This is a genomic window from Bordetella genomosp. 13 (assembly GCF_002119665.1).
Lineage (GTDB): Bacteria > Pseudomonadota > Gammaproteobacteria > Burkholderiales > Burkholderiaceae_B > Bordetella.
In genome coordinates, this window is the sequence record NZ_CP021111.1 from 1,544,367 (window position 1) to 1,570,034 (window position 25,668).

Consider the following 25,668-nt stretch of genomic DNA (forward strand, 5'->3'; position numbering starts at 1 on the left):
CAGCGCGCCGGCGCTTCAGGTCGAGACCAGTACGGCCATCGGCCACTGTCCGAGGCATTGCGCCACCGACAGGCGACGCGTGGCCGCCGCGGCCGCGGCGCCGGTCAGGGCATTGCGAAGCCGCAGGCCGGACAACTGCGCTGGCAGCACCAGTTGCGTGCCTTGCCACAGGTCTGCAGGGCTCGCGTCCGTGCTTGCCGATGCGGCGGCGCTAGCACCCACGGCCGGATGCGTTTGCGCCAGCCGGGCCGCGCAGGCGCGCGCCGCCATCACGATGGTCGTGCCTTGCGTGCCGCGGCGTGCATAGGCGATGACGCGTTTCGCGCCCGGACCTTCCACGGTCAAGGGCAGATAGGCGCCGCGTCGAAGTTCCGCGCGTTCCTCGCGCAAGGCCAGCAGTCGCCGCACCAGCGCCTGCTTCACCAGTCCGTCGCGCCACTGCGCGAAGTCGCCCAGCGGCAGCGCGCCGATGTCGGCGATCGCGTCCAATGCGGCGCGGCGCGCGGCGTAGTCCACCGGCCGACGGTTGTCGGGGTCGACCAGGCTGAAGTCCCAGCGGTCGGTGCCCTGGTACAGGTCCGGCACGCCGGGGGCCGTCAGGCGCAGCGTGGCCTGCACCAGGCCGTTCAGCATGCCGGGCAGGCACAGGCGCCGCGCCCAGTCGACCACGCCGCGCAGCAGCTCCGGCGCGGCGCCATCGGCTTCGGGCTGGCGCGCCGCGTCGGCCAGCGCCCGCAATACCGCGCCGCACGCCGCCTCGTAGGCTTCGTCGGGCACGTACCAGTTGCTGCCCAGCTTGGCCTCGCGCAAGGCCTTGATCTGCCATTGGCCCACGCGTTCGCAGTACGCGGCCACGCCATCCGCGTCGTCGGGTTCCAGCTCGGGCGGCCAAGCGCCCACCAGGGTCTGCAGCAGCATGTAGAGATCGGCGGGCTGGGGAGTCGGCCGATCTGCACCGCCGTCACCGTGCAACTCGGGGCCTGCGGCCCGCGCGATCCATCGGGTGGCGAAATCCAGCCACTCCTGCGGCATCTCGCTGATCACGGCCAGTCGCGCGCGCACGTCTTCGCCACGCTTGTGGTCGTGCGTCGCCGTGGCCAGCAGGGCCTGTGGATGCGCCTGCGCGCGGCGTAGCAGCCGCTGGTGCAGTGCAGGCACGTCCAGGGCCTGCACATACGGCGAAGAGCCCACCTCGTTGCGCGACAGCAGCGTGCCGCGCCGATAGAAATAGGTGTCCTCCAGCGCCTTGGCCGCCAAAGGCGGAGTCAGGTGGCGCAGGCGGTTCTGGGCGCGACGGCGCAGACGGGCGGCTTCGGGCGTGTCGTCCGGACCCGGCGGCAGCGCCAGCCAGCCCATCAGCCGGGCGGCGATGCGGTCGGCGGCCTCGTCGGGCTCCTGGCGGGTTTCCTGCATGATCTGCTGGCCGCGCTCGGAAGCCGCCTGGCAGTACAGCAGGTCGGCCCGCGTGGCGCTGCCGCCCTCGCCGTAGGTGCGATACACCGGAAAGGCCACCAGCCAGGGAACCAGCGCGCGCGAAATGGCCTGCGGCGGACAGTCGCAAGTGGCCGGATCCAGGCGGGCCAGTCGGCTCAGCACGCGCACCAGCGCGGCGTTCTCCGCCGAGAAGTGGCGCGCCAGCATCAGGCGCCGCGCGGCTTCGAGCTGTTCGCGCGGCGCGCGATCGTCGCCGCTGATCTCCTGCCAGCCGCGCTCCAGCGCGGGTCCGCCGGCGCCGTCGTGCAGCACCGCGCCCGCTTCCTCCATGAAGTCGTAGCCGGTGGTGCCGTCGGTCTGCCAGCCCGCGGGCAATGCCTCGTCCTCGGCCAGGATCTTCTCGACCACGAGGTAGGGGTCGGGGTTGGCGCGGCCGCCTTGGGCGCCCGCGCGTCGCAGGTCGGCGCGCAGGCGCCGGCAGTACACGCCGGGCGAGGCCAGGCCATCGACGTGATCGATGCGCACGCCGTCGATCACGCCTTCGGCGTACAGCCTGAACACCATGGCATGCACCGCGGCATGCACTTCCGGCCGGTCCACGCGCACGCCAACCAGGTCGCTGATTTCGAAGAACCGGCGCCAGTTGATCTGGTCGGCGGCCGTGGGCCACCATGCCAGGCGATAGTGCTGGCGGTCCAGCAGCGCGTGCAGCGCCGCGCGGCCCGCCTCCGTGCCGGCGTCATGGGCCGCCAGCACCTGCTCGGCGCCGCCGCGCGTGTCCAGGGTATGGGGCGCCACGGGGTACTTGCCGCCGGCCTCGATGGCATAGATCTGGGCGGTCTCGTCCCATACCAGCCGGATCTCGCCCTGTTCCAGGGCCGACAGGTAGGGACGGCCCAGCGTGGGCGCCAGCACGCGGCCGGCCAGCCACGGGTCGGGGTCGTGCCAGTCGATGTCGAACCAGTCGGCGTAGGCGCTGTGCCTGCCGTTCATCAGCACGTCGCGCCACCAGGGGTTGTCCCAGTGCGTGGCCATGTGATTGGGCACGATGTCCAGCAGGATGCCCATGCCGCGCGCATGCAGCGCATCGGCCAGGGCGCGCAGCGCGGGTTCGCCGCCCAGCTCGGGATTGACCTCGTTGTGGTCGACGACGTCGTAGCCGTGCGTGGAACCGGGCCGCGCGCGCGTCACCGGCGACAGATAGAAGTGGCTGATGCCCATCGCGGCGTAGTAGTCCACCTGCGCGCGCGCGTCGTCCAGGGTGAAATCGCGGTGCAGCTGCAGCCTGACCGTGGCGCGCGGCGCGCCTTCCCGATGCGGGCGGCTCATGAATGCTTCCTCCCTAGCCGTATTGCCTCGACGCGCTTCATCGCGCCCGGATGCTCGGGCAGCCGCGCCGGGTCTTCGCGCATGCGGCGGCGCCAGTTGGGATGTTCGTCTATGGTGCCCGGCACGTTGGGCTGCTCCTGCATGCCATACAGGTCTTCCAGCGGCGCCAGCATCAGCGCGCCGGGCGACTGGCCGACGAACTGCAGCATCGCGGCGACCGGAGCCTGGGCCGGCACATCGCCGGCTTCGACGACGTGCGCCTCCTGCAGCGCCTTCCACAGCAATGCGCGGTCGTCGGCGCGCTGCGCGCGGGCGGCCGTTTCCTCTTCGCCCTGCAGGCCATGCAGCCGCGCGCGCCAGTCGATGTCGCGTTCATGCCACCATCCGCACAGCGTCGGCAGGTCGTGCGTGGTGGGCATGGCCAGCGCATGCGCGGACCAGCGTCCCGGCGGCATGAATACCGCCTGCTTGTTGCGCTGCCGCGCGGACGGCTGTTCGCGCTGGAACCACAGCACCTCCGTGCCCAGCAGGCCGCGCTGCTCCAGCCGTTCGTTCAGGCCCTCGGGCACCGTGCCCAGGTTCTCGCCGACGATCAGCGCGCGATGCCGATGCGCCTCCAGCGCGGTCAGCAGCAGCAGGTCGTCCAGCGGATAGCGCAGATAGGCCCCGTCGGCGGGATCGGCGCCGGGCGGCACGGCCCACAGGCGCGTCAGTCCCAGGATGTGGTCGATGCGCAGCCCGCCCGCATGTCGCAGGCCGGCTTGCATGGTGTCCAGGAAGGCGCGGTAACCAGTGGCGCGCAGCATGTGCGGCGCGAAGGACGTGACGCCCCACGATTGCCCTTTGGGGTTGTAGATGTCGGGGGGCGCGCCCACCGTCATGCCGGCCAGGTAGGCCTGCGCGTCGGCCCATACCTGGCTGCCGTCCGTGGCGGTGCCCACCGCCATGTCGGCGATCAGGCCGATGCCCATGCCGCTGTGGCGTCCGGCCTCATGCGCCTGGCGCAGGCTTTCCTCGGCCAGCCATTGCGCGTAGATGTGGAAATCGACTTCGCGCGCATGGGCTTGCGCGTAGGCCCGCACGCCCTCGGCGCCGGGATAGGGCGGCACGGTGCCTTCCGGCTCGTCGCGCGCGGCGGCCTCGGCCTGCATGGCCTCGAACACGGCATGCGCCAGCAGCGCCGGGCTGGCGGCCTGGCGATAGGCCGCGTAGCGCGATTGCACCGCGCGCGGCGCGGCGCCAAGCTGGTCGTGCAGACGGCGCAGCACGCGCAGGCGCAGGGCGGCGGCCTGCGCCCAGTCGATCAGGTCGGATGCTTCCAGTCGGGCGATCTGGCCGGCCAGGTCGCGCGTGGCGTTGCGCACGGCGTCCGGGCCCAGCACCGCGCCGGGCGCGGCATATACCGCGTTCAGGAACAGCCGGCTGGAAGGCGAATAGGGGCTGTAGCGCTGCGGCATCGCGCTGAACATGGCGTGCGCAGGGCTGATGGCCAGCGCGTCGGCGCCCAGCCGGCCCGCGGTGCGAGCCAGCGCGGCGAGCGCGCCGAAGTCGCCATAGCCCGACGTGGGGCAGGCGGCATCGCGCTGGCGCAGGCTGCCGATCTGCGCGGCGATGCCCCAGGCGCGATGCGGGCGGTCCGGCACCAGGTCGGCCACGGACGGGCAGGCGGACGGGCACACGGCCAGCGTGGCGCGGCGTTCTCCCACCAGCAGCTTGTGATAGCCGGGCTTGCCCGGGACGGTCAGCCGGTAATCGTCGGGCGGGCCGTCCAGGCGGCCATGCTGGACCGTGCCGTCCTCGCAGTCGATGCGGTAGGGCAGCGCTCCGCCGGCCGCCACCCGCACGGTGCCGCCGGCCTCGCAGATCAGCAGGGCGTCGTCCGCTGCGCCGCTGCGCAGGCAATCCAGTTGCACCGGAGCGCCGGTTCCCGTGCTCTCGCCATCGCGCCCGCCGCGGCCGCGCGGCGCCTGTTTCTGCATGCGGGTCGTGCTGTCGCGCAGCTGCTCGGGACTGCCGGCCGGCAGCCCCAGCGCTTCCAGCATGACGCGCAACGTGTCCGGCGACACCCGTCGCCGCGTGCCGCCGGCGTCGGTCCAGTGCTCCTGGATGCCGGCCAGTTCGGCCAGTTGGGACAGCGCCTGGCCTGCGCGCGCGGATTCAGCCATCGCTTTCCTCGATCATGCATACGGTGGTGGCCGGCCGCAGGTCGCCTGCCTGCAGCGCGTCGGCGGCGCCAGGCGTGTTCTCGAACACCAGGGTGGCGCCAGGGGAGGGGCGCTGCGCGGCCAGCAGCGTCTGGCTGTCGCGGGCGTCCAGGTTCACGTAGAGCGTCAGCATGGCGGCGTCGTTCATGCGCCAGGTGGCGCGCACGGCGCAGTGGCCCAGGGCGGCCGCGCCCTGGGTGCGCGCGCCCAGCAGCCGCGGCGTCACCAGCCGCGACCGCACCTGCAGCAGCGAACGGTAGTAGTCGCGCCACGCCGCGGCATGACTGGCGTCCTGCTCATCGACGAACCAGGGCTGGCTCGACCGATAGGTTTCCGGATCGTTGGGATCCGGCACCGGGTTCGCGTCGCTGCCGGCGAACGCCGGGAACTCGGCGCGCCGGCCTTCGCGCACCGCGCGGGCCAGCTCCGGATCGGAATGGCTGGTGAAGTACAGGAAAGGCGCGCGCGTGCCGCATTCCTCTCCCATGAACACCAGCGGAATCTGCGGCGCCAGCAGCAGGGCGGCCACGGCGGCGCGCAGGGCAGCCGGATCCACGCTGTCCAGCGCGGTCAACCGTTCGCCCCACCCGCGGTTGCCGATCTGGTCGTGGTTCTGCAGGAAGTTGACGAAGGAGGTGGGCGGCAGGCCGCTGCTGTCCTGACCGCGCGGCTCGCCGCGCCGCGGCGACACTTCGCCCTGGTAGACGAAGCCGCTGCCGAGGCTGCGCGCCAGCTTGCCGGCGGCATCGTCGGCATAGTCCTGGTAATACCCGTGGCGTTCGCCGGTCAGCATGTGGTGCAGCACGTGGTGCGCGTCGTCGTTCCACTGGGCGTCGTAGCCCGCATGCAGCAGGTCTGCGTCGTTGTCCTCGTTCTCCACCACCAGGTGCACGTGGCGCGGCGGCGGCACCACGCGGCGGATATTGCGCGCCAGTTCGGGCAGCCAGCCCTCGTCCTCGATGGCGTGCACGGCGTCCAGGCGCAGGCCGTCGAAGCGGAACTCCGTCAGCCAGTAGAGTGCGTTGTCCTGGAAGAAGCGCCGCACCTGCGGCCGGCGGAAATCGATGGCCGAACCCCACGGGGTCTTCAGGTCGTCGCGGAAGAACTCCGGCGCATAAAGAGGCAGGTAGTTGCCGTCCGGGCCGAAGTGGTTGTAGACCACGTCCAGCAGCACGCTCATGCGCAGGCCGTGGGCGGTGTCCACGAGGTACTTCAGGTCTTCCGGCGTGCCATAGGCGCGGTCGGGCGCGTACGGCAGCACGCCGTCATAGCCCCAGTTGCGCTCGCCGGGGAAGTCGGCGATGGGCATCAGCTCGATGGTCGTGAAGCCCAGTTCCGCCAGTTCGGGCAGGCGTTCGGCCAGCGCGACGAAGCCCCCCGCCAGGCCAACGTGGACTTCGTAGATGACGGACTCTTCCCAGGGCCGGCCCAGCCAGTCGGGGTGGCGCCAGGGGTATCCGCCGCCGGGCAGGACGATGCTGTGGCCGTGCACGTCGTCGTCCTGCATGTGCGAGGCGGGGTCGGGAACGGCCAGGCCGTCGTTCAGGCGGTAGCGATAGCGCGCCGACGGGGCGCAGCGCACGGTGACCTGGGCGTAGCCGTCCGGGCCGGGCTTCATGGGAATGGGGTCCATGCCCTCGATCTCCAGCGCGAAGCCGGGCGGCGCCGAGGGCGCCCAGATGCGAAAGCGGGTCTGCCCGTCGGGCAGCACCCAGGCCCCGACGCGCTGGGCGCCTAGGCTGCCGGGCGTGGTCAATAGCGAGGCGGGTTCGCTCATTGGTATCTCTCCGTGCGGCGCGCCGCGGATCGCTTCCGCGGCGCCCGTAATGTCGTGTCGGTCAGGGTGGGGCCACGGCGTCGGTGGTGGCCGAAAGGACGGCCAGGGTATGGGCCGCAACGGTATAGGCGGGGTCGGTCCAGTCGCGCGGGGGCTCGACGCCGCCCCGCGTGTCCAGTTCCAGTCGCCAAGCAAGTGCCGGGCCTGCCAGGGTGAAGACCGCGTCTTCGCCGCCGCCGTTGAACAGCACCATGGTCACGTCGACCCGCCCCGAGCCGTCCTCGGCCGGGGCGGCGCGCCGGACGGCCAGCGTGCGCGCTCCGCCGTTGGACCAGGCGTCGCTTTCCATGTGGGCGCCCGCCAGGTCGAACCATTCCGTGGCCGGCAGTCCGCCCGCCGGTCCGGCGCCGTAGCGGCGTGTGCGCAGGCTGGGATGGGCTCGGCGCAGCGCGGTCAGCCGCGCGACGAGCCGGGTCAGTTCCCTGCCTCGCGGCGAATCCGCCTGTTTCCAGTCCAGCCAGCCGATGGCGCTGTCCTGGCAATAGGCGTTGTTGTTGCCGTTCTGGCTGTTGCCGAACTCGTCGCCCGCCAGCAGCATGGGCGTGCCGCCGGACACGAACAGGGTGGCGAGCAGCGACCGCTGCACCCGGCCGCGCACTTCCAGGATGGCGGGGTCGTCAGTGGGGCCTTCCTTGCCCCAGTTGCGGCTGTAATTCTCGCCGTGGCCGTCGCGGTTCTCTTCGCCGTTGGCCTCGTTGTGGCGCTTCTCGTAGGCGGTGATGTCGTGCAGCGTGTAGCCATCGTGCGAGGCCACGAAGTTGATGGTGGCCCAGGGGCGTCGATGCCGCCGGTCGAACAGGTCTGCCGATGCGGTCAGGCGCCCTGCCAGCTCGCCCCGCATGTTGTCGTCGCCGCGCCAGAAGCGGCGCACGCCGTCGCGATAGCGGTCGTTCCATTCCGCGAAGCCGGGGGGATGCTGGCCGAGCTGGTAGCCGTCCGGACCGATGTCCCACGGTTCGGAGATCAGCTTCAGCCGCGACAGCACGGGGTCCTGCAGGATGGCGTCGAAGAAGCCCGAGCCGGGGTCGAAGCCCGTGCCTTCGCGGCCCAGCGTGGTGCCCAGGTCGAAGCGGAAGCCGTCCACCTGGTACGACTCGGCCCAGTGCCGCAGCGAGTCCATCACCATCTGCAGCACGCGCGGATGCGACAGGTTCAGCGTGTTGCCGCAGCCGGTGTCGTTGATGTAGTAGCGTTCCTCGCCCGGAATCAGGCGGTAGTAGCTGGCATTGTCCAGGCCGCGCCACGACAGCGTGGGCCCCATCTCGTTGCCTTCGCAGGTGTGGTTGTAGACCACGTCCAGGATCACCTCGATGCCCGCCGCATGCAGGCGCCGCACGGCGCGCCGCAGGTCGTCGCCGCCGCCCGGGGTATAGCGGGGTTCGGGCGCGAAGTACGACAGCGTGCTGTAGCCCCAGTAGTTGCTCAGTCCGCGTTCTAGCAGGAAGCGGTCCTGCAGATAGGCGTGGACGGGCATCAGCTCGACGGCCGTCACGCCGATGCGGTGCAGGTGCTCGATGAACCAGGGATCCGACAATGCCTCGCAGGTCCCGCGCAGCGGCGGTTCCAGGTCCGCGCGCTGCATCGAGGCGCCGCGCACGTGCATCTCGTAGATCACGGTGTTTTCCCAGGGCGTGTCGGGTCGCGACGTGGGCCCCCAGTTGAATCCCTCGTCCACCACCACCGCCTTGGGCATGGCGGCAGCGCTGTCGCGCCGGTCCATCGCCAGGTCGGCGCGCGTATGGCCCATGCGATAGCCGAACAGCGCGTCGTTCCAGCGCAGCCCGCCCTTGAGCTGGCGCGCGTACGGGTCCAGCAACAGCTTGTGGGGATTGAAGCGGTGGCCCGCCGCGGGTTCGTAGGGACCATAGGCGCGCAGGCCATACACCAGGCCGTGCCGCGCGCCAGGCAGGTAGCCGTGCCAGATCTCGTCGGTGCATTCCGGGAAATCCAGGCGCTGCAGCTCTTTGCGGCCGGACGGATCGAACAGGCACAACTGCATGCGCGTGGCGTTGCCGGAAAACACCGCGAAATTGACGCCCAGCCCGTCGCTGCTGGCGCCCAGCGGAAACGGCCGTCCGGCCGTCAGCGTGGCATTGGTCGGCATTATTTTTATCCTTCGTGGCGCAACAGCAATGTGGACATCGGAGGAAGAGTGAGGGAAAGGGATTGCGCCTGTCCGTGCGCCGGCACGTCCTCGGTGCGCGCGCGGCCGGCGTTGCCCATGCCGCTGCCGCCGTAGGGTTCGGCGTCGCTGTTGAAGCGTTCGGCCCAGCTGCCCGCCAGCGGCACGCCGACGCGATAGCCGTGGCGCGCCACCGGCGTGAAGTTGCTGATGGCCAGCACGTGATTCCGGCCGTCGGTGCGCACGAACGCCAGCACGCTGTTGGCCGTGTCGTCGCCGACCATCCAGGCGAAGCCGGCGGGGTCGGCGTCGCGCTTGTGCAGTTCCGGCAGGTCACGGTAGAGCAGGTTCAGGTCGGCCACCGCGCGCTGCAGGCCGCGATGCTCGGGACGATCCAGCAGATGCCACTGCACGAAGCCGTCGTGGTTCCATTCGGTCTCCTGGCCCAGTTCGCCGCCCATGAACAGCAGCTTCTTGCCCGGGTGCGCCCACATGAAGCCGTAGTAGGCGCGCAGATTGGCCAGCCGCATGGCGGCATCGCCCGGCATCTTGCCGATCAGCGACCCCTTGCCGTGCACGACCTCGTCGTGCGACAGCGGCAGGATGAAGCGCTCGGAGAACGCATAGATCATTCCGAACGTCATGTCGCTGTGGTGGTACTGGCGATGGATGGGATCGTGCGACATGTAGCGCAGCGTGTCGTGCATCCAGCCCATGTTCCACTTGTAGTCGAAGCCCAGGCCGCCCTCGGACACCGGCGCGGTGACGCCGGGCCAGGCCGTCGATTCCTCGGCGATCGTCATGGCGCCCGGACACTCGCGCGCCACGGCCAGGTTGAGGTCGCGCAGGAAGGCGACGGACTCCAGGTTCTCGCGGCCGCCGTACTGGTTGGGCACCCACTCGCCGGGCGCGCGGCTGTAGTCGCGATACAGCATGGATGCCACCGCGTCCACGCGCAGGCCGTCGATGTGATAGTGCCGCAGCCAGTGCAGCGCGCTGGCCACCAGGAATGCCCTGACCTCGTTGCGGCCCAGGTTGTAGACCATGGTGTGCCAGTCGGGGTGGTAGCCCTCGCGCGGATCGGCGTGCTCGTACAGCGCCGTGCCGTCGAACGACACCAGGCCGTGGGCGTCGTTGGGGAAGTGCGCCGGCACCCAGTCCAGGATCACGCCCACGCCGGCCTCGTGGCAGCGGTCCACGAACGTGGCGAACTCGGCCGGCGTGCCGAAGCGCGCCGACGGCGCGAACATGCCCAGGGGCTGATAGCCCCACGAGCCGCCGAAGGGATGCTCCATCACCGGCAGCAGTTCGATGTGGGTGAAGCCCATGGCGCGGGCATAGCCGGGAAGCTTGGCCGCCAACTTGCTCCACAGGCTGCCGGGGCTGGGCTCGTCGGCCCACGAACCCACGTGCAGTTCGTACACCGACATGGGCGCGTCGGGCGCGTGGCGCGCGGCGCGCTCGCGCATCCATTGTTCGTCGGTCCAGCGCAGCGGCGCGGCGTCGGGCACGACCGAGGCCGTCGCGGGCGGCGCCTCGGTGGCGCGGGCCATGGGGTCGGCCTTCATCTGGTGGCTGCCGTCGGCGCCGATGATCGCGTACTTGTAGCGGCTGCCCGCCGGCACGTCCGGAATGAAGATTTCCCACACGCCGGCATGATGGCGCAGCCGCATGCCGTGCCGGCGCGCATCCCAGCCGTTGAAGTCGCCCACCACGGCGACGCGCCGCGCATTGGGCGCCCACACCGAGAAGCGCACGCCGTCCACCTCGTCCTGCCGCATCGGGTGAGCGCCCAGCGAATCGGCCAGGTGCAGCCAGGAGCCGCCGGCCAGCAGCTGCAGGTCGGCCTCGGGAATGGAAGGACCGAAGGCATAGGGGTCGGCGTGCACCTCCTCGTGCCCGCCGTGCGCCACGCGCAGCCGGTAGGCGCGCGGGTGGCCGGGCCGCAGCGCGTCGATGCGCGCGCCATACAGGCCTTCCGCCTGCTGCGCCAGCTCGACCTCCGAGCCGTCCTCCAGCAGTGCATGCACCGAAGTCGCCCCGGGCGCCAGCACCCGCAGAATGCCCTGGCCCTCGACGTGGTGCGGTCCCAGCACGGCAAAGGGATTGGCATGGGTCGCTGCCTGCAGCGCCTGCACCTCGGCGGGCGGCAAGGCCGGCGCAGTCCCGCGCGGGGGGCGTCCGCCAGGAGAGGCTCCGCCGTTGTCGGGCACGTCGACCGGCATACGGCTGATCATGATTGGGCTCCGAAGGGAGGTGCGGCCTTCGGAAGGTCGTGCGATGTCATGGCTTCTTTTCCTCGTCGATCGCCGCGTCGAGCAGGGCGGAGCGGGACAGCTCGGCCAGCGCGCACAGCGGAATGGATATCCAGGATGGGCGGTGCAGGACCTCGTAGCGGACTTCGTAGGCGGCCTTCTGGATCTGCGCGAGGCGCAGCAGGTCGTGTTCGATGCCGGCCGGGACCTGCATGAATGCCGTCGCGTCGCGATAGCCGTTCAGGAACGCCTGGCCCGCGCGATGGCGGAAGCGCTCCAGCAGTGCTTCGCGGCGCTCGCGCGCGGCGGTGGCATGGCCGTCGGCGTCGGTCGCGCCCGCGATGACGTCGGTCGGCGTGCTGGCCAGCGGATCCGCACGGCTGACCGTCGCCGCGGCATAGTCGAACGAACGCAGCATGCCCGCCACGTCGCGATACGGGCTGGCGCGTCCATGGCGGTCCTCCGGCGCGGCAGCGGGTTCGCCTTCGAAGTCGATGATGTAGGCATCGGTCTGCGCGATCAGCACCTGCCCCAGGTGGAAGTCGCCATGGATGCGCAGGCGCAGCAGGCCGGTTTCGGCCTCGGCCAGGCGCCGCAGCATGGCGGCGATGCGGTCGCGGTGCTCGCTCAGCCACTGCACGCAGGCGCGCGAGCCCGGCTCCAGCTCGGCTTGCGCTTGCTTCAGGGCTTCCAGGGCGCGATCCAGTTCGGCCACGGCTTCTTCGCCGGCGCGCCGCACATTGGCGGCGCCGGCCTTGGCCGGACGGAACTCCGGCGGCGCGTCTTCGCGCGCCAGCACGGCATGCAGCTCGCCCAGGCGCTTGCCGATGGTGCAGGCAATGGTGGCGTAGCCGCTCAGGCTCTGCTCGAACTCGTCGGGGTCGTCGCCGGACAGCGTGGCGTTGTCCAGCGCGCGCTTCAGGAACTCCAGGCTCCAGCCCCAGGCATCGCCTTCGTTCAAGATGTAGCCATGCATCAGGGCGATGGTCTGCGGCTCTCCCGAGCCGGTGCGCCGGATCTCGCCCAGCAGCGGCGGCGTATTGGCGTAGCCGCTGCGCGTCAGGTGACGGGTCATCTCGGCCTCGGGCGTGGCCGCCGTCTGCACCGCGCGCAGCAACTTCAGCACGGCCTGGCCGCCCACCACCACCGAACTGTTCGACTGCTCGGCCTTCACCCACTTCAGCTCCGCGTCGTCGGGCAGGTCCAGCCCTTCCTCCGGCAGGAACTCCAGCGCGCCGTGGGCGCCGCCATCCAGGGGCAGCGTCTCGCCCGCGCGCAGCAGGGCGATCAGGCGGTGCACGAACGCGGGCTCGTACATCGCGTCGCACAGCGTGCCCATCTGGGCGACACGACGCACCTTGGCCAGGGCCTGTTGGGGCGTGTGTTCTGCCGTCCAGTAAATGCCCAGGGGCAGCAGATAGCTCTTGCCGCCTTCGTGCGACACCTCGGCCAGATAGAGGTCGCTGTCCGTGGCCACCGGTTGGGCGTGCGTCAGGCGCACGACGGCCTTGGGCGTCTGCAGACTGGACCAGCGCTGGCGCGCCAGGTAGGCGGGAAGAATCTCGGTTTCCAGCACGCGGCGCGACGGTTCGGTGAAGGCCAGGCCCTTGCCGCGCAGCACCAGGGTCGGATATTCGGTGGGCGCATGCTCGGGCGGCAGGGTCTGCCACGACGGCGGCGACACGTCCTGGCGCAGGTCCATCCAGAAGAAGGCGTATGGCGGCAGCGTCAGGCGGTACGGCTGGTCGGTGATCACGGGGAAGGGCGTATTCCCCAGCATCTCCAGTGGGGTGCGGCCCACGTACTCGGGCAGGGACAGCTCCAGCGGCTGCGCCGTGTTCGACAGGTTGGCCACGCACAGGATCGAGGTGTCTTCCCACAATCGCAGGTACGCCAGGATCTTGCGGTTGCCGGGGAACAGGAAACGCAGCGTGCCGCGGCCGAACGCATGCGTCTGCCGCCGCGTGGCCAGCATGCGGCGCGTCCAGTTCAGCAGCGAGTGCGGGTCGCGCTGCTGCGCCTCGACGTTGACCGACTCGTAGCCGTACAGCGGACCCATCAGCAGCGGCAGCGTCAGCCGTTCGGGGTCGGCGCGCGAAAAGCCGCCGTTGCGGTCGGACGACCACTGCATGGGCGTGCGCACGCCGTCGCGGTCGCCCAGGTGGATGTTGTCGCCCATGCCCAGCTCATCGCCGTAGTACAGCACCGGCGTGCCCGGCATGGACAGCAGCAGGCTGTTCATCAGCTCGACGCGGCGCCGGTCGCGCTCCAGCAGCGGCGCCAGGCGGCGGCGTATGCCCAGGTTGATGCGCGCGCGCGAGTCCGCGGCGTAGATGTTCCACAAGTAGTCGCGCTCTTCGCTGGTCACCATCTCGAGCGTCAGCTCGTCATGGTTGCGCAGGAATATCGCCCACTGGCAGTTGGCGGGGATGTCGGGCGTCTGGCGGATGATGTCGGTGATCGGGAAGCGGTCTTCCTGCGCGATGGCCATGTACATGCGCGGCATCAGCGGGAAGTGGAACGACATGTGGCATTCGTCGCCGTCGCCGAAGTACTCCTTGGCGTCCTCCGGCCACTGGTTGGCCTCGGCCAGCAGCATGCGGCCGGGGTACTCGGCCTGGATCACCGACCGGATCTGCTTGAGCACCGCGTGGGTCTCGGGCAGGTTCTCGTTGTTGGTGCCCTCGCGCTCGACCAGGTAGGGGACCGCGTCCAGCCGCAGGCCGTCCACGCCCATGTCCAGCCAGAAGCGCATCACCGACAGCACCTCCTTCAGCACCTGCGGATTGTCGTAGTTCAGGTCCGGCTGGTGCGAATAGAAGCGGTGCCAGTAGTACGCGCCCGCCACGGGATCCCAGGTCCAGTTGGATTTCTCGGTGTCCAGGAAGATGATGCGCGTGCCGGAATAGGCCTTGTCATCGTCCGACCACACATAGAACTTGCGCGCCGCCGAGCCCGGCCGCGCCGTGCGGGCGCGCTGGAACCACGCGTGCTGGTCCGAGGTGTGGTTCACCACCAGTTCGGTGATCACGCGCAGCCCGCGCGCGTGCGCCGCGCGGATGAAGCGGCGCACGTCGGACAGCGAGCCATAGTCGGGATGCACGCCGCGGTACTCGGCGATGTCGTAGCCGTCGTCGCGGCGCGGCGACGGATAGAAGGGCAGCAGCCATACGGCCGTCACCCCCAGCTCGGCAATGTAGTCCAGCTTGTCGATCAGGCCCTGGAAGTCGCCGATACCGTTGTTGTCCGCGTCGAAGAACGACTTGACGTGCAACTGGTAGATGATCGCGTCCTTGTACCAGAGGTCCTCGGGCGCCTCGTGCGGCTTGGCGGCGGGCTTCGCGGTCTTGCGGGTCGTCATCTGGCGGTCTCCGGGTTCAGTCGGGCGCCGTCAGGCGCCACACGCGATACGGCCTGCCCGGATGCAGCGCGAAGTCGGCGCGGCCGTCGTGCCAGGTGGCGCTGCCGCCATCCAGCAGGTCCTCTGCCTGGATCTCGCTGCGGCCGCTGCGCACAGGGTGGTCCGAGGGGACCTGCAGCCCGGTGTGCTGCACGTTGTAGGGGTCCAGGTTGATGGCGGCCAGGATGGTGCTGCCGCCGTCGGCCGTGGACTTCATGAAGCTGATGATCTGCGGATTGCCGTTGGCCACCGTGCGGTAGCCTCGCTGCGACCACAGCGCGGGAGTCGTGTGGCGGATGGCGTTGAGCTGCGCGATCTCGGTCTTGATGTTGCCGGGCGCATCCCAGTCGCGCTGGCGCAGTTCGTATTTTTCAGAGTCCAGGTACTCTTCCTTGCCCGGCACCGGCTGCCATTCGCACAACTCGAAGCCGCTGTACAGGCCCCAGTTGCCGGCGCCCAGCGTGGCAAGCGCGGCGCGGGCCAGGAAGGCCGAGCGCGCGCCGCACTGCAGGTAATACGGGTTGATGTCCGGCGTGTTCACGAAGAAATTGGCGCGGAAGAAGTCCGCCACCGGTTCGCTGGCCAGTTCTTCCAGGTAGGCCGCGATCTCGTGCTTGTCGTTGCGCCAGGTGAAGTACGTGTACGACTGCGTGAAGCCGATCTTGGCAAGGCGGTACATCATCTTGGGCCGCGTGAACGCCTCGGACAGGAAGATCACGTCGGGGTGGCGCATGTGCACGTCCGCGATCATCCACTCCCAGAACGGCAGCGGCTTGGTATGCGGATTGTCCACGCGGAAAATGCGCACGCCGTGGTCGGCCCAGAACAGCACCACGTCGCGCAGCGCGCGCCACAGCGGCAGCACGCGGGCGCGCTTGCCCGTGTTGCGGTAGAAGCTGACGTTGACGATGTCCTGGTATTTCTTGGGCGGGTTCTCCGCATAGCGGATCGTGCCGTCGGGGCGCCGCGTGAACCATTCGGGACGCTGGGTCAGCCAGGGATGGTCCGGCGAGCACTGGATGGCGAAGTCCAGCGCGATCTCCAATCCGTGCGCGTGCGAAGCCTGCACCAGGCGCAGGAAGTCGTCCAGCGTGCCCAGCTCGGGATGGATGGCGTCGTGGCCGCCCTCGGGCGAGCCGATGGCGTAGGGGCTGCCCGGATCGTTCTCACCGGCCGAGAGGCTGTTGTTCGGGCCCTTGCGATGCGCCTTGCCGATGGGATGGATGGGCGGGAAATACAGGACGTCGAAGCCCATGGCGCGGATGTCGGGCAGGCGCGCATGAACGTCGTCGAAGGTGCCGTGGCGGCCGGGAACCGGCGACATCGAGCGGGGGAACAGTTCGTACCAGCTCGAGAACGCCGCGGCGCGCCGGTCCACCCACAGCGGGTAGGGCGTGGGGCTTTCGTACAGGAATGAACGCGGCGCCACGGCCTCCATCGCCGCGGCCACCTCGCGGTCCAGCATCACGGCCACCATGGTGTCCTGCGTCTCGTTCGAGATCTCGACGATGGCCTCGCCGTCGTCCTGCGTCGCGCTGGCGGCCCGGGCGACCTCGGCCACCATGGCCAGCGCGGCCTCGATGCGCTCGCGCGCCTCGGGATGGTCCTGGCGGCTGGCCGCCAGGGACTCGCGCAGCCGGATCGTGCCTTCGCGCAGCTCCAGCTCCAGCCGCAGCCCGGCCGCGTGCTTCTTGCGCAGCTCAGTGCGATAGGTCTCCCAGTCGTCCAGCCACGCGACGATGCGGAATTCGTGCGGGCCGGTGCGCCGCGGCCGCATCTCCGCCTGCCAGCGATCGTTGTCCAGGAGGCGCATCGGTTCGGTTTCCCAATGCTGCTCGTCGCAGGCCCGCCATTGCAGTTCGGCGGCCAGTTCATCGTGGCCGTCCATGAAGATGTCGGCCTGCACGCGCACGGCTTCGCCGACCACGCACTTGGGCATGTGGCGGCCGTTCTCGAGTACCGGGCTGACCGCTTCCACTGCGATGCGCGGCGTCTGGCGCGGGTCGGGACGGGTGGCGGCGGCGCGCGTCGGGGCGGCCGGGTCGGTGCGCTCGTCGGTGCTGTCCAGGCGGTGGCCCCCGGGCGGCAGCAGGGCGTTGTCGGGTTCCTGCAGCGAGCGCAGCAGCGCGGGCGGCAGCAGGTGGGCCACGCCGCTCCAGCCAGTGCGCGCGGGGTGCGCGTCGTCGGGATTCAGCAGCAAGGCGTGCGCGGCGCTGCCGGGCGAGGCCGTGGTGCGCACGCCGTCGCGCACGAGCAGGGTGCAGTACCCGCGGTCGCCCACGGCCAGGCGCGGCGCCCCGCGCAGAGGCGTCTCGGCGCGCCAGCGCACCGCGCGCGTGGCGGCGTCCCACTGCGTGTCATCGCGCGGCATGACCATGATGCCGTCGCCCGTCATGGCCGCGGCCCACAATGCGCGTTCGAAGCGTTCGGGCCTGCCCGGCTCGGAGGGAGGTTCGGGCATGGCGATTACCGGCGCGACGGCGCGCAGCCGCAGGTCTTCCTGCATCAGCCAGGGCGCGCGCAGGTCCCACCATGGCAGCGAGGAATACACGGCGTCGAAGGCGGCCTCGCGCAGGTCCTGGAGTTCCCACGGACCTCGTCCCGGCGTCCACGCGAAGAAGCGCACATCCGGATACTCGCCGCGCAGCGGCTCGAACAGCCGTTGCCAGCCCGCGCCGCCCAGGCGCTGCGGCTCGAGGCAGCGGAACGCCTTCACGCCGTTGCGGATCCATCCCGCCAGGCGCCGCTGCCAATGTTCGATGAACGCCGCGGGCGGCGGCCCGTCGCGCAGGCGCACCACGTCCCAGTCGGACGGCGGCTGCCGCGGGTCGCGTTCCCTGTCGCCCGGCGTGGTGAGGAACCAGGACGGGTCCAGCGTGCCGGGCGCGGCGTTGGCGGCCACGCGGTCGACCAGCAGGTCCAGCGCCAGGTCCAGCCCATGACGGCCCGCCGTGTCCGCCAGGATGCGCACCGCTTCGTCCATGGACAGCCCGTCCCGCAATGCGGGGTCGCACTGGTCGGCGTCCTGTGGCGCGAACGACCGCGCGCCTTCGGGCAGGCGCCACAGCGGCGCGCACATCAGGGTGTCGAAGCCGGCGTCGCGCGCGCGCTGGCACAGGGCGTCCCAGGCGGCTTCGTCGGCCAGCGGGCCGACGTCTGTCGGGTGCACATAGCAGATACGCCACGCACCGGGCGCGGCGTACGAGGGGCGGGCGGTACCGGGCCGGTCCACGGCGATCATCGCGCTGCCTCCGTCACGCAGCCGCTTGCAGCGGGGCAGGGCGCAGCTCGGTGGCCGGTTGCGGCATCGGCATGGCCGGAGCGTGGCGCAGGCGCGCGGCCGGCACGCGGGTGGCGGTCGGCCACGCCGCCAGTCGGGCGTACAGATCGGCGTACTGCTGGACCGGCTTGCGCCAGCCGAAGTCGGCCGTCATGCCGTTGTACTGCATGCTGCGCCACAGTTCCGGCCTGGCGTAGAGGCCCAGCGCGCGCGTGATGGCCTCGGACATCGCCTGGGGCGAGTCGCCATCGAACAGGATGCCGTTGGCGCGGCGTTCGCCGTCCGCCGGATCGTGGATCGTGTCCGCCATGCCCCCGACCCGCGATCCGATCGGCACCGTGCCATAGCGCATCGCATAGAGGGGGGTCAGGCCGAACGGTTCGAAACGGCTGCCGTGCAGCAGGATGTCGGCGCCGGCATGCAGCCGGTGCGCGGTGTGTTCGTCATAGCCGATGCGCACGGCGCAGCGGGTCGGATACTGCGCCTGCAGCGCCAGCAGTTCGCGCTCGAGGCGCGGATCGCCCTGGCCCAGGATCACGACCTGCAGATCGGGGTTGGCCTTCAACACCTGCGGCAGCGACCTGGCGGCCACGTCGGCCATCTTCTGGTCCGTCAGGCGGCTGCCCATGGCCAGCAGCGGGCCTTCGGTGTCGTCCGGCAGGTTGAAGGCCAGTCGCAGCGCGGTCTTGCAGCGGCGTTTGTTGCGCAGGTTGTCGGCGCTGTAGCGGCAGCGGCCCAGCGCGGGGTCTTCAGCGGGGTTCCACAGCATGTCGTCGATGCCGTTGGGCACGGCCAGCAGGTCGGCGCTGCGCGCACGCAGCAGCTCGTCCAGGCCGCAGCCGAATTCCGGCGTGAGGATCTCGCGGGCATACGTGTGGCTGACCGTGGTGACGCGGTCGGCGTAACGGATGCCCGCCTTGAGGAAGCTCATCTTGCCCCAGAACTCCAGGCCGTCGGCGCCGCAGTAGTCGGGCGGCACGCCTAGGTCGTGCGCGTGATCCAGCGGGAACAGCCCCTGGAAGGCCATGTTGTGGATCGTGAAGACCGTCTTGACGTAGCGCAGCCCCACTGCGCGCACCAGCAGCGGCGCCAGTCCCGCGTGCCAGTCGTGGGCGTGCACCACGTCCGGCCGGCGGCGGCCCGGCAGCCCCAGGCACAGGCGCACGGCCGCATGCGCCAGGGCGGCGTAGCGCAGCGCATTGTCGGGATGGTCGCGGCCCTGGTCGTCCGCGTACAGGCCGGGGCGGTCATACAGCATATCGTTGCGCAGCGCATGCACGGCCATCCCGGTGCTGCGGCAGTAGCCGCGGTACAGAGTGGCTTCGCCGCCCGGCAGGCCGGAGAGGCGTTCGGGCGGGTGCGTTTCCCGAAGATTGTCCAGCACGCCACGGTAGGCAGGCAGCAGCAACTCCACTGCCGTTCCTGCATCGCGCAAAGCGCAAGTCATACCGGTGACCGCATCCCCCAGGCCGCCAGACTTGGCGAGGGGATAGGCCTCCGAAGCCACCATCAGCGTGTTCAGCGTCACCATGCGTGTCATCCTTGAGAGGGAGCCTCGAGAAAAAGGGCCGAGGCATAAAGAAGCCGGAGCCCACCCAGAGCAAGCAGCGTGCCTGAGGGCGGTGATGGAGCGAACCCCGGTCGGGCTGCGCCCGTACCGCCTTTGCGGGAGACACGTTTATATCGACTTTGCCCGGATACAAGAATGCGCATTTCGTTTTAGATCGACGACTGGGCAACCTTTGTATTCGCTGTATATGCGTCCAGCTATCGTGATGCACTGCGACAACGGCATATTCGGCCGCCGACATTTGGCTGAATTCGCCGGAAAACACGAGTTTCGCGGTGCCGCGGCGGCCGCTCTCCGGCCGGACGCCGCGACGCGTATCGCATGAGGCAGGCCCACAGCCGGCAGACGCGGCACGGCTGCCTCGTTGCGAACCGGAAACCGCCGCATGCGTCGTTGTTGCAGGCGCTTGTAATTTTGGAATGCCGCGCGCGCGCACTTGGGTAACCGAAAGCAAGGCGCTACGGCCACGCGGGGCGGACGGGAGACGATCCGTCACGCAAGTGTGTCGGTTGTTGCCGGGAATGCCGCAAAGCCATGACTTTGCGTTTCTGGAACGGCCGGACGGCACGCGCGGGCATGGGGGTTGCGTACGCGCAGGCCGGCCGGCGTCCGCCGGCATCCCGCAACGGAGTATGTACATGTCCACCACGCCAGAGAGCCTCCCGTCTTCCGTCCGCGACGAGACCGTGCTGGGGGGTTCGGAAGAGACCACCGCCTACCATCGCGGCGCGGCCGCGCGCGCGGTCGAAATCGTGATGCCCATGCTGAGATCGGCGGTCGAGGATGACCGTATCGGCGAGAGCCACTGCCTGCACGTCGTCGTCATGCATCCGCTGAAGACGCCGGCGAACTCGACCTTCGAAGAGTCGGTGCTATATGAACAGAGCGTGGGGGACCGAGCGAAGTGGGACGCGGACTACGCGGCCTTCGCGCGCGGCAAGGCGGCGTTGAGCTGGCGCACCGGCCAGAACAGCCACGCCGTATGCACGACCGTCGCGCACCTGCTGCGGCCGGAAGACACCGCCCTGTGGGGCAGCGTCTGGCATGAAGGCATCATCGTGGGCGTCAGCGGCGCCCAGCCCTGGTACGACGAGGCGTTCGCCGGCGCCGTCGCCCATGCATTCAAGGCCGTGCTGAAGGACTACCGGCTGCGGCCCGCCGCCTGAGGCGGCGCGGCCGCGGGCGCCGTTCGAGTTCAATCCACCTTGCCCGCGAGGTCCGCTCGTCCCGAGGCGGCGGACCCCAGTTCCTCGCCCGGGCCGCCCTCCGCATCGCGGCTGGCTCTCACGCCGCGCCAGAGTTCTTCCAGAAAGGGCAGCGCCTCCAGCAGCACGGCGGCGGCCAGCAGGGCGGCTACGTATCCCGCGGGCAGCGGCGTCTGCTTCCAGCGCACGGTCCAGTCGGCGGGCGTGGCGGACAGCCCGAACAGCGAGAGGAAGGCGTCCCAGTGCAGTATCGCCACCAGGATGCCGGCGGCCAGCGGCAGCAGCTCGAGAAAGCTGTGCACGTGCTGTTCGAAGGGGCTGATGTAGCGCCGCGTGTGCGCGTACGACACGTCCCACAGCGCCGTGGCCTCGTGCAGCACGAAGGCAGCCAGCATCACCGCGAACACGAGCGCGTTGATTTCCAGGAACAGGCACGCCAGCAGCGCCACGGCGATCTCGCCGAACATCAGCAGGTGCAGCATCGACTCCTTGGGCCCGGCGGTGCGCGCGATGTCGGTGGCGCGGTGGCAGGCCCAGTCTGCTATCCCGGCCAGCAGCCATAGCGGCATGATGAAGTAGAGCAGTATCCCGACGGCCGGGTCTTCCATGGCGAGTTCTCCTTTTGCCGGCCGCCGCGCAAGCGGCATGCCCGGCGCCGGCCCCGCGGGGCACGAAAGTTGCGCCCGGCCGTGGCACCGCATTCGGGGAGGCAGGACCATGGCGAAACCGGACAGCGCGGATCACGCGCGCCGCGAGGTATTCCGTACGATAGGCATGGCGCTGTGGCGCAATCGCGGCCGCACCGCGTTGGCAATGGTGCTGCTGGTGGCGGCCAAGCTCTTGATGGTGACCGTGCCCGCGCTGCTCAAGCGCATCGTCGACGCCCTCAGCGAGCCGGCCGCCCTGCTCACCGTTCCCGTGTTCCTGCTGCTGGGATATGCGGCGGTGCGATTCGCGGGCAGCCTGTTCACCGAACTGCGCGACCTGGTCTTCACGCGCGTGGCGCAGTCGACCGTGGCGGACTTCACGGTGCGCATGTTCGAGCACATGCAGCGCCTGGGCGCGCGCTTCCATTCCTCGCGCCAGACCGGCGCGCTGGCGCGCGACATGGAGCGCGGCACCGCCGGTGTGGGCTACCTGCTGGGCACGGCGCTGTTCACGCTGCTGCCCACGCTGGTGGAGATCGTCACCGTCGTAGTCATCCTGGTGCTGGGCTACAGCCTGTGGTTCGCCTTGATCGTCGCCGTGACCTTCATTGCCTATTTCAGCTATACCTATGTGCTGACCGAGCGCCGCGCGATCCTGCAGCGCGAGTTGAACGAACTCGATTCGCGGGCCAGCGGCCGCATCGTCGACAGCCTGCTGAACTATGAAGCGGTCAAGCTCAATGCCAACGAAGCGATCGAGTCGCGCCGGCTGAACGGCGTGCTGGACGAATGGATAGGCGTGGGCGTGCTGAACCAGCGTTCGCTGTCGCGCCTGCACATCGGGCAAAGCGCCATCATCGCGGCGGGGGTCGGCCTCGTGATGCTGCTGGCCGGCCAGCAGGTGGTGCAGATGCGCATGACGGTGGGCGACCTGGTCCTGGTGAACGCGTACATCATCCAGATCTGCCTTCCGTTGAATACGCTGGGCCTGATCTTCCGCCAGGCGAAGGAAGCGCTGATCAACGCCGAGCGCGTCTGCGAACTGCTGCTGGTGCCCGCCGAATCGGGCGACGGCGAACGCATGCCGGATCTGCGCGTGCAGGGCGGCGAGATCACGTTCGAGCACGTCAGCTTCGGCTACGAGCCAGGCCGCAACATTCTCTGGGACGTCAGCTTCACCGTGCCGGCGGGCGCGACGGTGGCGATCGTGGGCGGCAGCGGATCCGGGAAGTCGACCGTGGCGCGGCTATTGTTCCGCTTCTATGACCCTGACGAGGGCCGCGTGCTGATCGACGGGCAGGACCTGCGCAACGTGGGCCGCGCCAGCCTGCGGCGCTCGTTGGGCATCGTGCCGCAGGACACGCTGCTGTTCAACGACACCATCGCCTACAACATCGCCTACAGCCGGCCGGATGCCGACGCGGGACAAGTGGAGGAGGCCGCCAGCGGCGCGCGGGTGCACGAGTTCATCGCCAGCCTGCCTGCTGCGTACGAAACGCCCGTGGGCGAGCGCGGCGTCAAGCTGTCGGGCGGCGAGCGGCAGCGCATCGCGATCGCGCGGGCCTTGCTGAAGAACCCGCCCATCATGGTGTTCGACGAGGCGACCTCGGCGCTGGACACACGCACCGAGCGGGCCATCCAGGCCGAACTGGACCGCATCGCGCAGGGCCGCACGACGATGATCATCGCGCATCGGCTGTCGACGATCGTCAACGCGGACCGCATCCTCGTCCTGGATCATGGTCGCATCGTGGAGCAGGGCACACACCGCGAACTGCTGGACGCCGGCGGCATGTACGCGCAGATGTGGTCGCTGCAACGGCAACAGCAGGAGCTCGAGCAGGCGGGCGCGGTGCTGAGCCGCCAGCCCGTGAACCTCGCGGCGCTGGTCGCCGGGGTCCTGGATTCGGTGCGCGAGATCAGCGATGCGAAGGGCGTGAACGTGTACACCGCCATCGAGCGCGAGGCGGCGCGCATCACCGGCGACCCCAGCGCGTTGCAGCAGCTCATATGGAACCTCTGCACGCATGCGGTGGCCGTGACGCCGACGGGCGGGCGGATCGCGCTGCGCCTGCATCGCAACGGGCCCGATGCACAGCTGACCATCACGGATGGACGGCCGCCGACTGCCTCGGCCGTGGCGTACGCGCATATCGACGGCGTGCCCGACGGCCTGCGCGAGGCCGCGGCGCTGGACCCCGAGGAGGTCGCCGCGGAGGCCCAGCGCCTGGGCGCGCGCTTCGAGCACCGGCGCGAACCCTCGGGCGAGTGCAGCGACACCATGTCCTTCCCTTTGCGCGCCGTGGTGGAGCTGCCGGCCGCCAGCTCGACCAACGCGGTCGACCTGCATGGCATCAGCGTGATGCTGGTGGACGATCAGGTCGAGGCGCGCGAGCTGGTGGCCGAGTTGCTGCAGGAGTATGGCGCCGCCGTGACGGCCTATGCCGATGGGCCGACCGTGCTGGCGGAACTGCGGCAGCGCGAGACCGCGACGTGGCCCGGCGTACTGGTAAGCGACATCTCCTTGGGAGAGATGGACGGCTATGAGTTGATAAGAAACGTGCGCGCCGTCGAAGCCGAGCGCGGCATACCGCTGGCGCGCCGCCTGCCTGCCATCGCGCTGTCCGGCCTCGCGACGCCCGACGACCGCCTGCGCGCGCTGCTGGCCGGATTCCAGGGCCACCTGGGCAAACCCGCGGACCCCCGCGAGCTTGCCGCGACGGTGCGCGTCATGGCCCGTCCTCCCGTGCCGACGCAGGTCCCCGACGGTCCGGCGTCGCCCGGCGCCTGAGGCATGCGGGTGCGCCACGCTGACGGAGTCGGCAGCGCGCATCCGCACCGCAATGAGAGACGGCCCCTGCCGGTCTGACGCGAACCTGAACAACCGTGATTTTCGAGGCCTCGGCGTCCGCTATTTACCGGGCCTTGTAAGAACCGCGCCCACGGTTGCAAGCGGCAAAGGATGTTTCGACTCTCCGTCGACAGGCATGCAGTTTGCGTGACGCTGTACGCACGCATAGTGGTGGCGGCGCGACGCACACGTCGATGAAAGTGGGCGCGCGCATCGCCGTGTCCCCATCCCCTACGTCGGAGAAATCCATGAAGAGAATCGCCCTGGTCAGCGAGCATGCGTCGCCGTTGGCGGAGCCCGGCAGTGTCGACTGCGGCGGGCAGAACGTGTACGTGGCGCAGGTTGCCAGCCAGCTCGCGGCGACGGGATGCGAAGTGGACGTGTATACGCGTCGCGACGACCCGTTTGCTCCGGAGACCGTGCAATGGCAGCCCGGCGTGCGTGTCGTGCACGTGCCCGCGGGCCCGGCGCGTTTCCTTCCCAAGGAGGAAATGCTTCCTTATATGGACGCCTTCGGCGAGTACCTGTCGCAGCGCATCGGCGCGATGGAGGCCTCGTATGACGTGATCCACGCCAACTTCTTCATGTCGGCGCTCGCGTCGTTGACGGCCGCGCGCCGGCACGGGATTCCGTTGGTCGTCACATTCCATGCCCTGGGCCGCGTGCGTCGTCAGCACCAGGGCGATAGCGATGGGTTCTCGGATCTGCGCTTCGAGATCGAGGACGAGGTCGTGCGCCATGCCGACCTGATCGTCGCCGAGTGTCCGCAGGACCGTCAGGACCTGCTGGATCTGTATGGCGCGGATCCGCGGCGCATCGCGATCGCGCCGTGCGGCTTCGATCCGACAGAGATGCAGCCCGTGGACATGGCGACGGCGCGCGCGGCGCTGGGCTGGCGCGAAGGCGAGTTCACGATCCTGCAGCTGGGCCGCATGGTGCCGCGCAAAGGGGTGGACAACGTGATACGCGCGCTGGGCCGCCTGCGCGGCCATCATGGCATCGACGCGCGCCTGTGCGTGGTGGGCGGCAACAGCGTGGAACCTTGCGAACAGAGCACGCCCGAACTGGGCCGTCTGCGCGGCATCGCGCGCGACGAGGGCGTGCTGCCGTGGGTCGAGTTCACCGGTCGGCGCGACCGCATGGCGCTGCGCGACTACTACTGCGCCAGCGACGTGTTCGTGACCACGCCCTGGTACGAGCCTTTCGGCATCACGCCGGTCGAGGCCATGGCCTGCGGGCGGCCCGTCGTGGGATCGGACACCGGCGGTATCCGCAGCACGGTCGTTCACGGCCAGACCGGTTTCCTGGTGCCGCCGCGCGATCCGGGCGTGCTGGCGGTTCGGCTCGCCGCGCTGGCGCGCGACCCGGGCCTGTGCCAGCGCATGGGCGCAGCAGGGCAGCGCCGCGCGCACCGGCTGTACACGTGGGACCGCGTCGCGCATGCGCTGCTGGGCATTTACCGCCGCGTGTCGCGGCCCACGATCACGACGCAGCCCGCGATCGCGATCGCCGCACATTCACACTGACAGGAGAA

General features: G+C 70.0%; 12 protein-coding genes. 3 read left to right on the forward strand and 9 right to left on the reverse strand.

Annotated elements, in window-relative coordinates; all coding sequences use genetic code 11:
• Positions 1-15 precede the first annotated feature (15 nt).
• The 8 genes from treY to glgA all read right to left on the reverse strand — a co-directional run bounded on the left by treY (position 16) and on the right by glgA (position 19,392).
• Positions 16-2,763 (reverse strand): malto-oligosyltrehalose synthase, encoded by a 2,748-nt coding sequence (treY, locus tag CAL15_RS06885; protein ID WP_086077901.1) that lies wholly within the window; start codon positions 2,761-2,763, stop codon positions 16-18.
• Positions 2,760-4,928, reverse strand: a complete 2,169-nt coding sequence (gene malQ, locus CAL15_RS06890; protein WP_086077902.1) for a 4-alpha-glucanotransferase — start codon at positions 4,926-4,928, stop codon at positions 2,760-2,762. The genes treY and malQ overlap by 4 nt, the downstream gene beginning before the upstream one ends.
• Positions 4,921-6,744, reverse strand: coding sequence for a malto-oligosyltrehalose trehalohydrolase (treZ, locus tag CAL15_RS06895; protein ID WP_086077903.1), 1,824 nt, complete (start codon positions 6,742-6,744; stop codon positions 4,921-4,923). The genes malQ and treZ overlap by 8 nt, the downstream gene beginning before the upstream one ends.
• Before the next feature lie 61 nt (positions 6,745-6,805).
• Positions 6,806-8,908 carry a glycogen debranching protein GlgX gene (glgX, locus tag CAL15_RS06900; RefSeq protein ID WP_086077904.1) on the reverse strand — a complete coding sequence of 701 codons (2,103 nt, stop codon included), beginning with the start codon at positions 8,906-8,908 and terminating at the stop codon, positions 6,806-6,808.
• 5 nt (positions 8,909-8,913) lie between these two features.
• Positions 8,914-11,163 carry a 1,4-alpha-glucan branching protein GlgB gene (gene glgB / locus CAL15_RS06905; RefSeq protein ID WP_232468143.1) on the reverse strand — a complete coding sequence of 750 codons (2,250 nt, stop codon included), beginning with the start codon at positions 11,161-11,163 and terminating at the stop codon, positions 8,914-8,916.
• A 46-nt stretch (positions 11,164-11,209) separates the two neighbouring features.
• Entirely contained in the window at positions 11,210-14,542 is a 3,333-nt protein-coding gene (gene treS, locus CAL15_RS06910) for a maltose alpha-D-glucosyltransferase (protein WP_086077905.1), read from the reverse strand.
• A 16-nt stretch (positions 14,543-14,558) separates the two neighbouring features.
• A complete protein-coding gene (locus CAL15_RS06915) occupies positions 14,559-17,822 on the reverse strand; it encodes an alpha-1,4-glucan--maltose-1-phosphate maltosyltransferase (protein WP_232468144.1) in 3,264 nt (1,087 codons plus the stop codon).
• 13 nt (positions 17,823-17,835) lie between these two features.
• Entirely contained in the window at positions 17,836-19,392 is a 1,557-nt protein-coding gene (gene glgA, locus CAL15_RS06920; protein ID WP_086077906.1) for a glycogen synthase GlgA, read from the reverse strand.
• Positions 19,393-20,069: 677 nt separating this feature from the next.
• Here glgA and CAL15_RS06925 point away from each other — a divergent pair.
• Positions 20,070-20,597: a hypothetical protein gene (locus tag CAL15_RS06925; RefSeq protein ID WP_232468145.1), complete on the forward strand. Its 528-nt coding sequence runs from the start codon at positions 20,070-20,072 to the stop codon at positions 20,595-20,597.
• Between the two features lie 29 nt (positions 20,598-20,626).
• On the opposite strand, the gene CAL15_RS06930 is transcribed toward CAL15_RS06925, so the two are convergent.
• On the reverse strand, positions 20,627-21,244 hold the full coding sequence (locus CAL15_RS06930; RefSeq protein WP_198299166.1) for a diguanylate cyclase: 618 nt from the start codon (positions 21,242-21,244) through the stop codon (positions 20,627-20,629).
• A 109-nt stretch (positions 21,245-21,353) separates the two neighbouring features.
• Between CAL15_RS06930 and CAL15_RS06935 the strand changes: the two genes are divergently transcribed.
• Together CAL15_RS06935 and CAL15_RS06940 are read left to right on the forward strand one after the other, a co-directional pair.
• Positions 21,354-24,074 (forward strand): ATP-binding cassette domain-containing protein, encoded by a 2,721-nt coding sequence (locus CAL15_RS06935; protein WP_086077907.1) that lies wholly within the window; start codon positions 21,354-21,356, stop codon positions 24,072-24,074.
• A 308-nt stretch (positions 24,075-24,382) separates the two neighbouring features.
• Positions 24,383-25,660, forward strand: a complete 1,278-nt coding sequence (locus tag CAL15_RS06940) for a glycosyltransferase family 4 protein (RefSeq protein ID WP_086077908.1) — start codon at positions 24,383-24,385, stop codon at positions 25,658-25,660.
• The last annotated feature ends 8 nt before the right edge of the window (positions 25,661-25,668 follow it).

Bases quoted from the DNA above. Each gene is read 5' to 3' on its own strand.
- treY (WP_086077901.1), bottom strand. From the start codon at position 2,763: ATGAGCCGCCCGCATCGGGAAGGCGCGCCGCGCGCCACGGTCAGGCTG.
- malQ (WP_086077902.1), bottom strand. From the start codon at position 4,928: ATGGCTGAATCCGCGCGCGCAGGCCAGGCGCTGTCCCAACTGGCCGAA.
- treZ (WP_086077903.1), bottom strand. From the start codon at position 6,744: ATGAGCGAACCCGCCTCGCTATTGACCACGCCCGGCAGCCTAGGCGCC.
- glgX (WP_086077904.1), bottom strand. From the start codon at position 8,908: ATGCCGACCAATGCCACGCTGACGGCCGGACGGCCGTTTCCGCTGGGC.
- glgB (WP_232468143.1), bottom strand. From the start codon at position 11,163: ATGATCAGCCGTATGCCGGTCGACGTGCCCGACAACGGCGGAGCCTCT.
- treS (WP_086077905.1), bottom strand. From the start codon at position 14,542: ATGACGACCCGCAAGACCGCGAAGCCCGCCGCCAAGCCGCACGAGGCG.
- CAL15_RS06915 (WP_232468144.1), bottom strand. From the start codon at position 17,822: ATGATCGCCGTGGACCGGCCCGGTACCGCCCGCCCCTCGTACGCCGCG.
- glgA (WP_086077906.1), bottom strand. From the start codon at position 19,392: ATGGTGACGCTGAACACGCTGATGGTGGCTTCGGAGGCCTATCCCCTC.
- CAL15_RS06925 (WP_232468145.1), top strand. From the start codon at position 20,070: ATGTCCACCACGCCAGAGAGCCTCCCGTCTTCCGTCCGCGACGAGACC.
- CAL15_RS06930 (WP_198299166.1), bottom strand. From the start codon at position 21,244: ATGGAAGACCCGGCCGTCGGGATACTGCTCTACTTCATCATGCCGCTA.
- CAL15_RS06935 (WP_086077907.1), top strand. From the start codon at position 21,354: ATGGCGAAACCGGACAGCGCGGATCACGCGCGCCGCGAGGTATTCCGT.
- CAL15_RS06940 (WP_086077908.1), top strand. From the start codon at position 24,383: ATGAAGAGAATCGCCCTGGTCAGCGAGCATGCGTCGCCGTTGGCGGAG.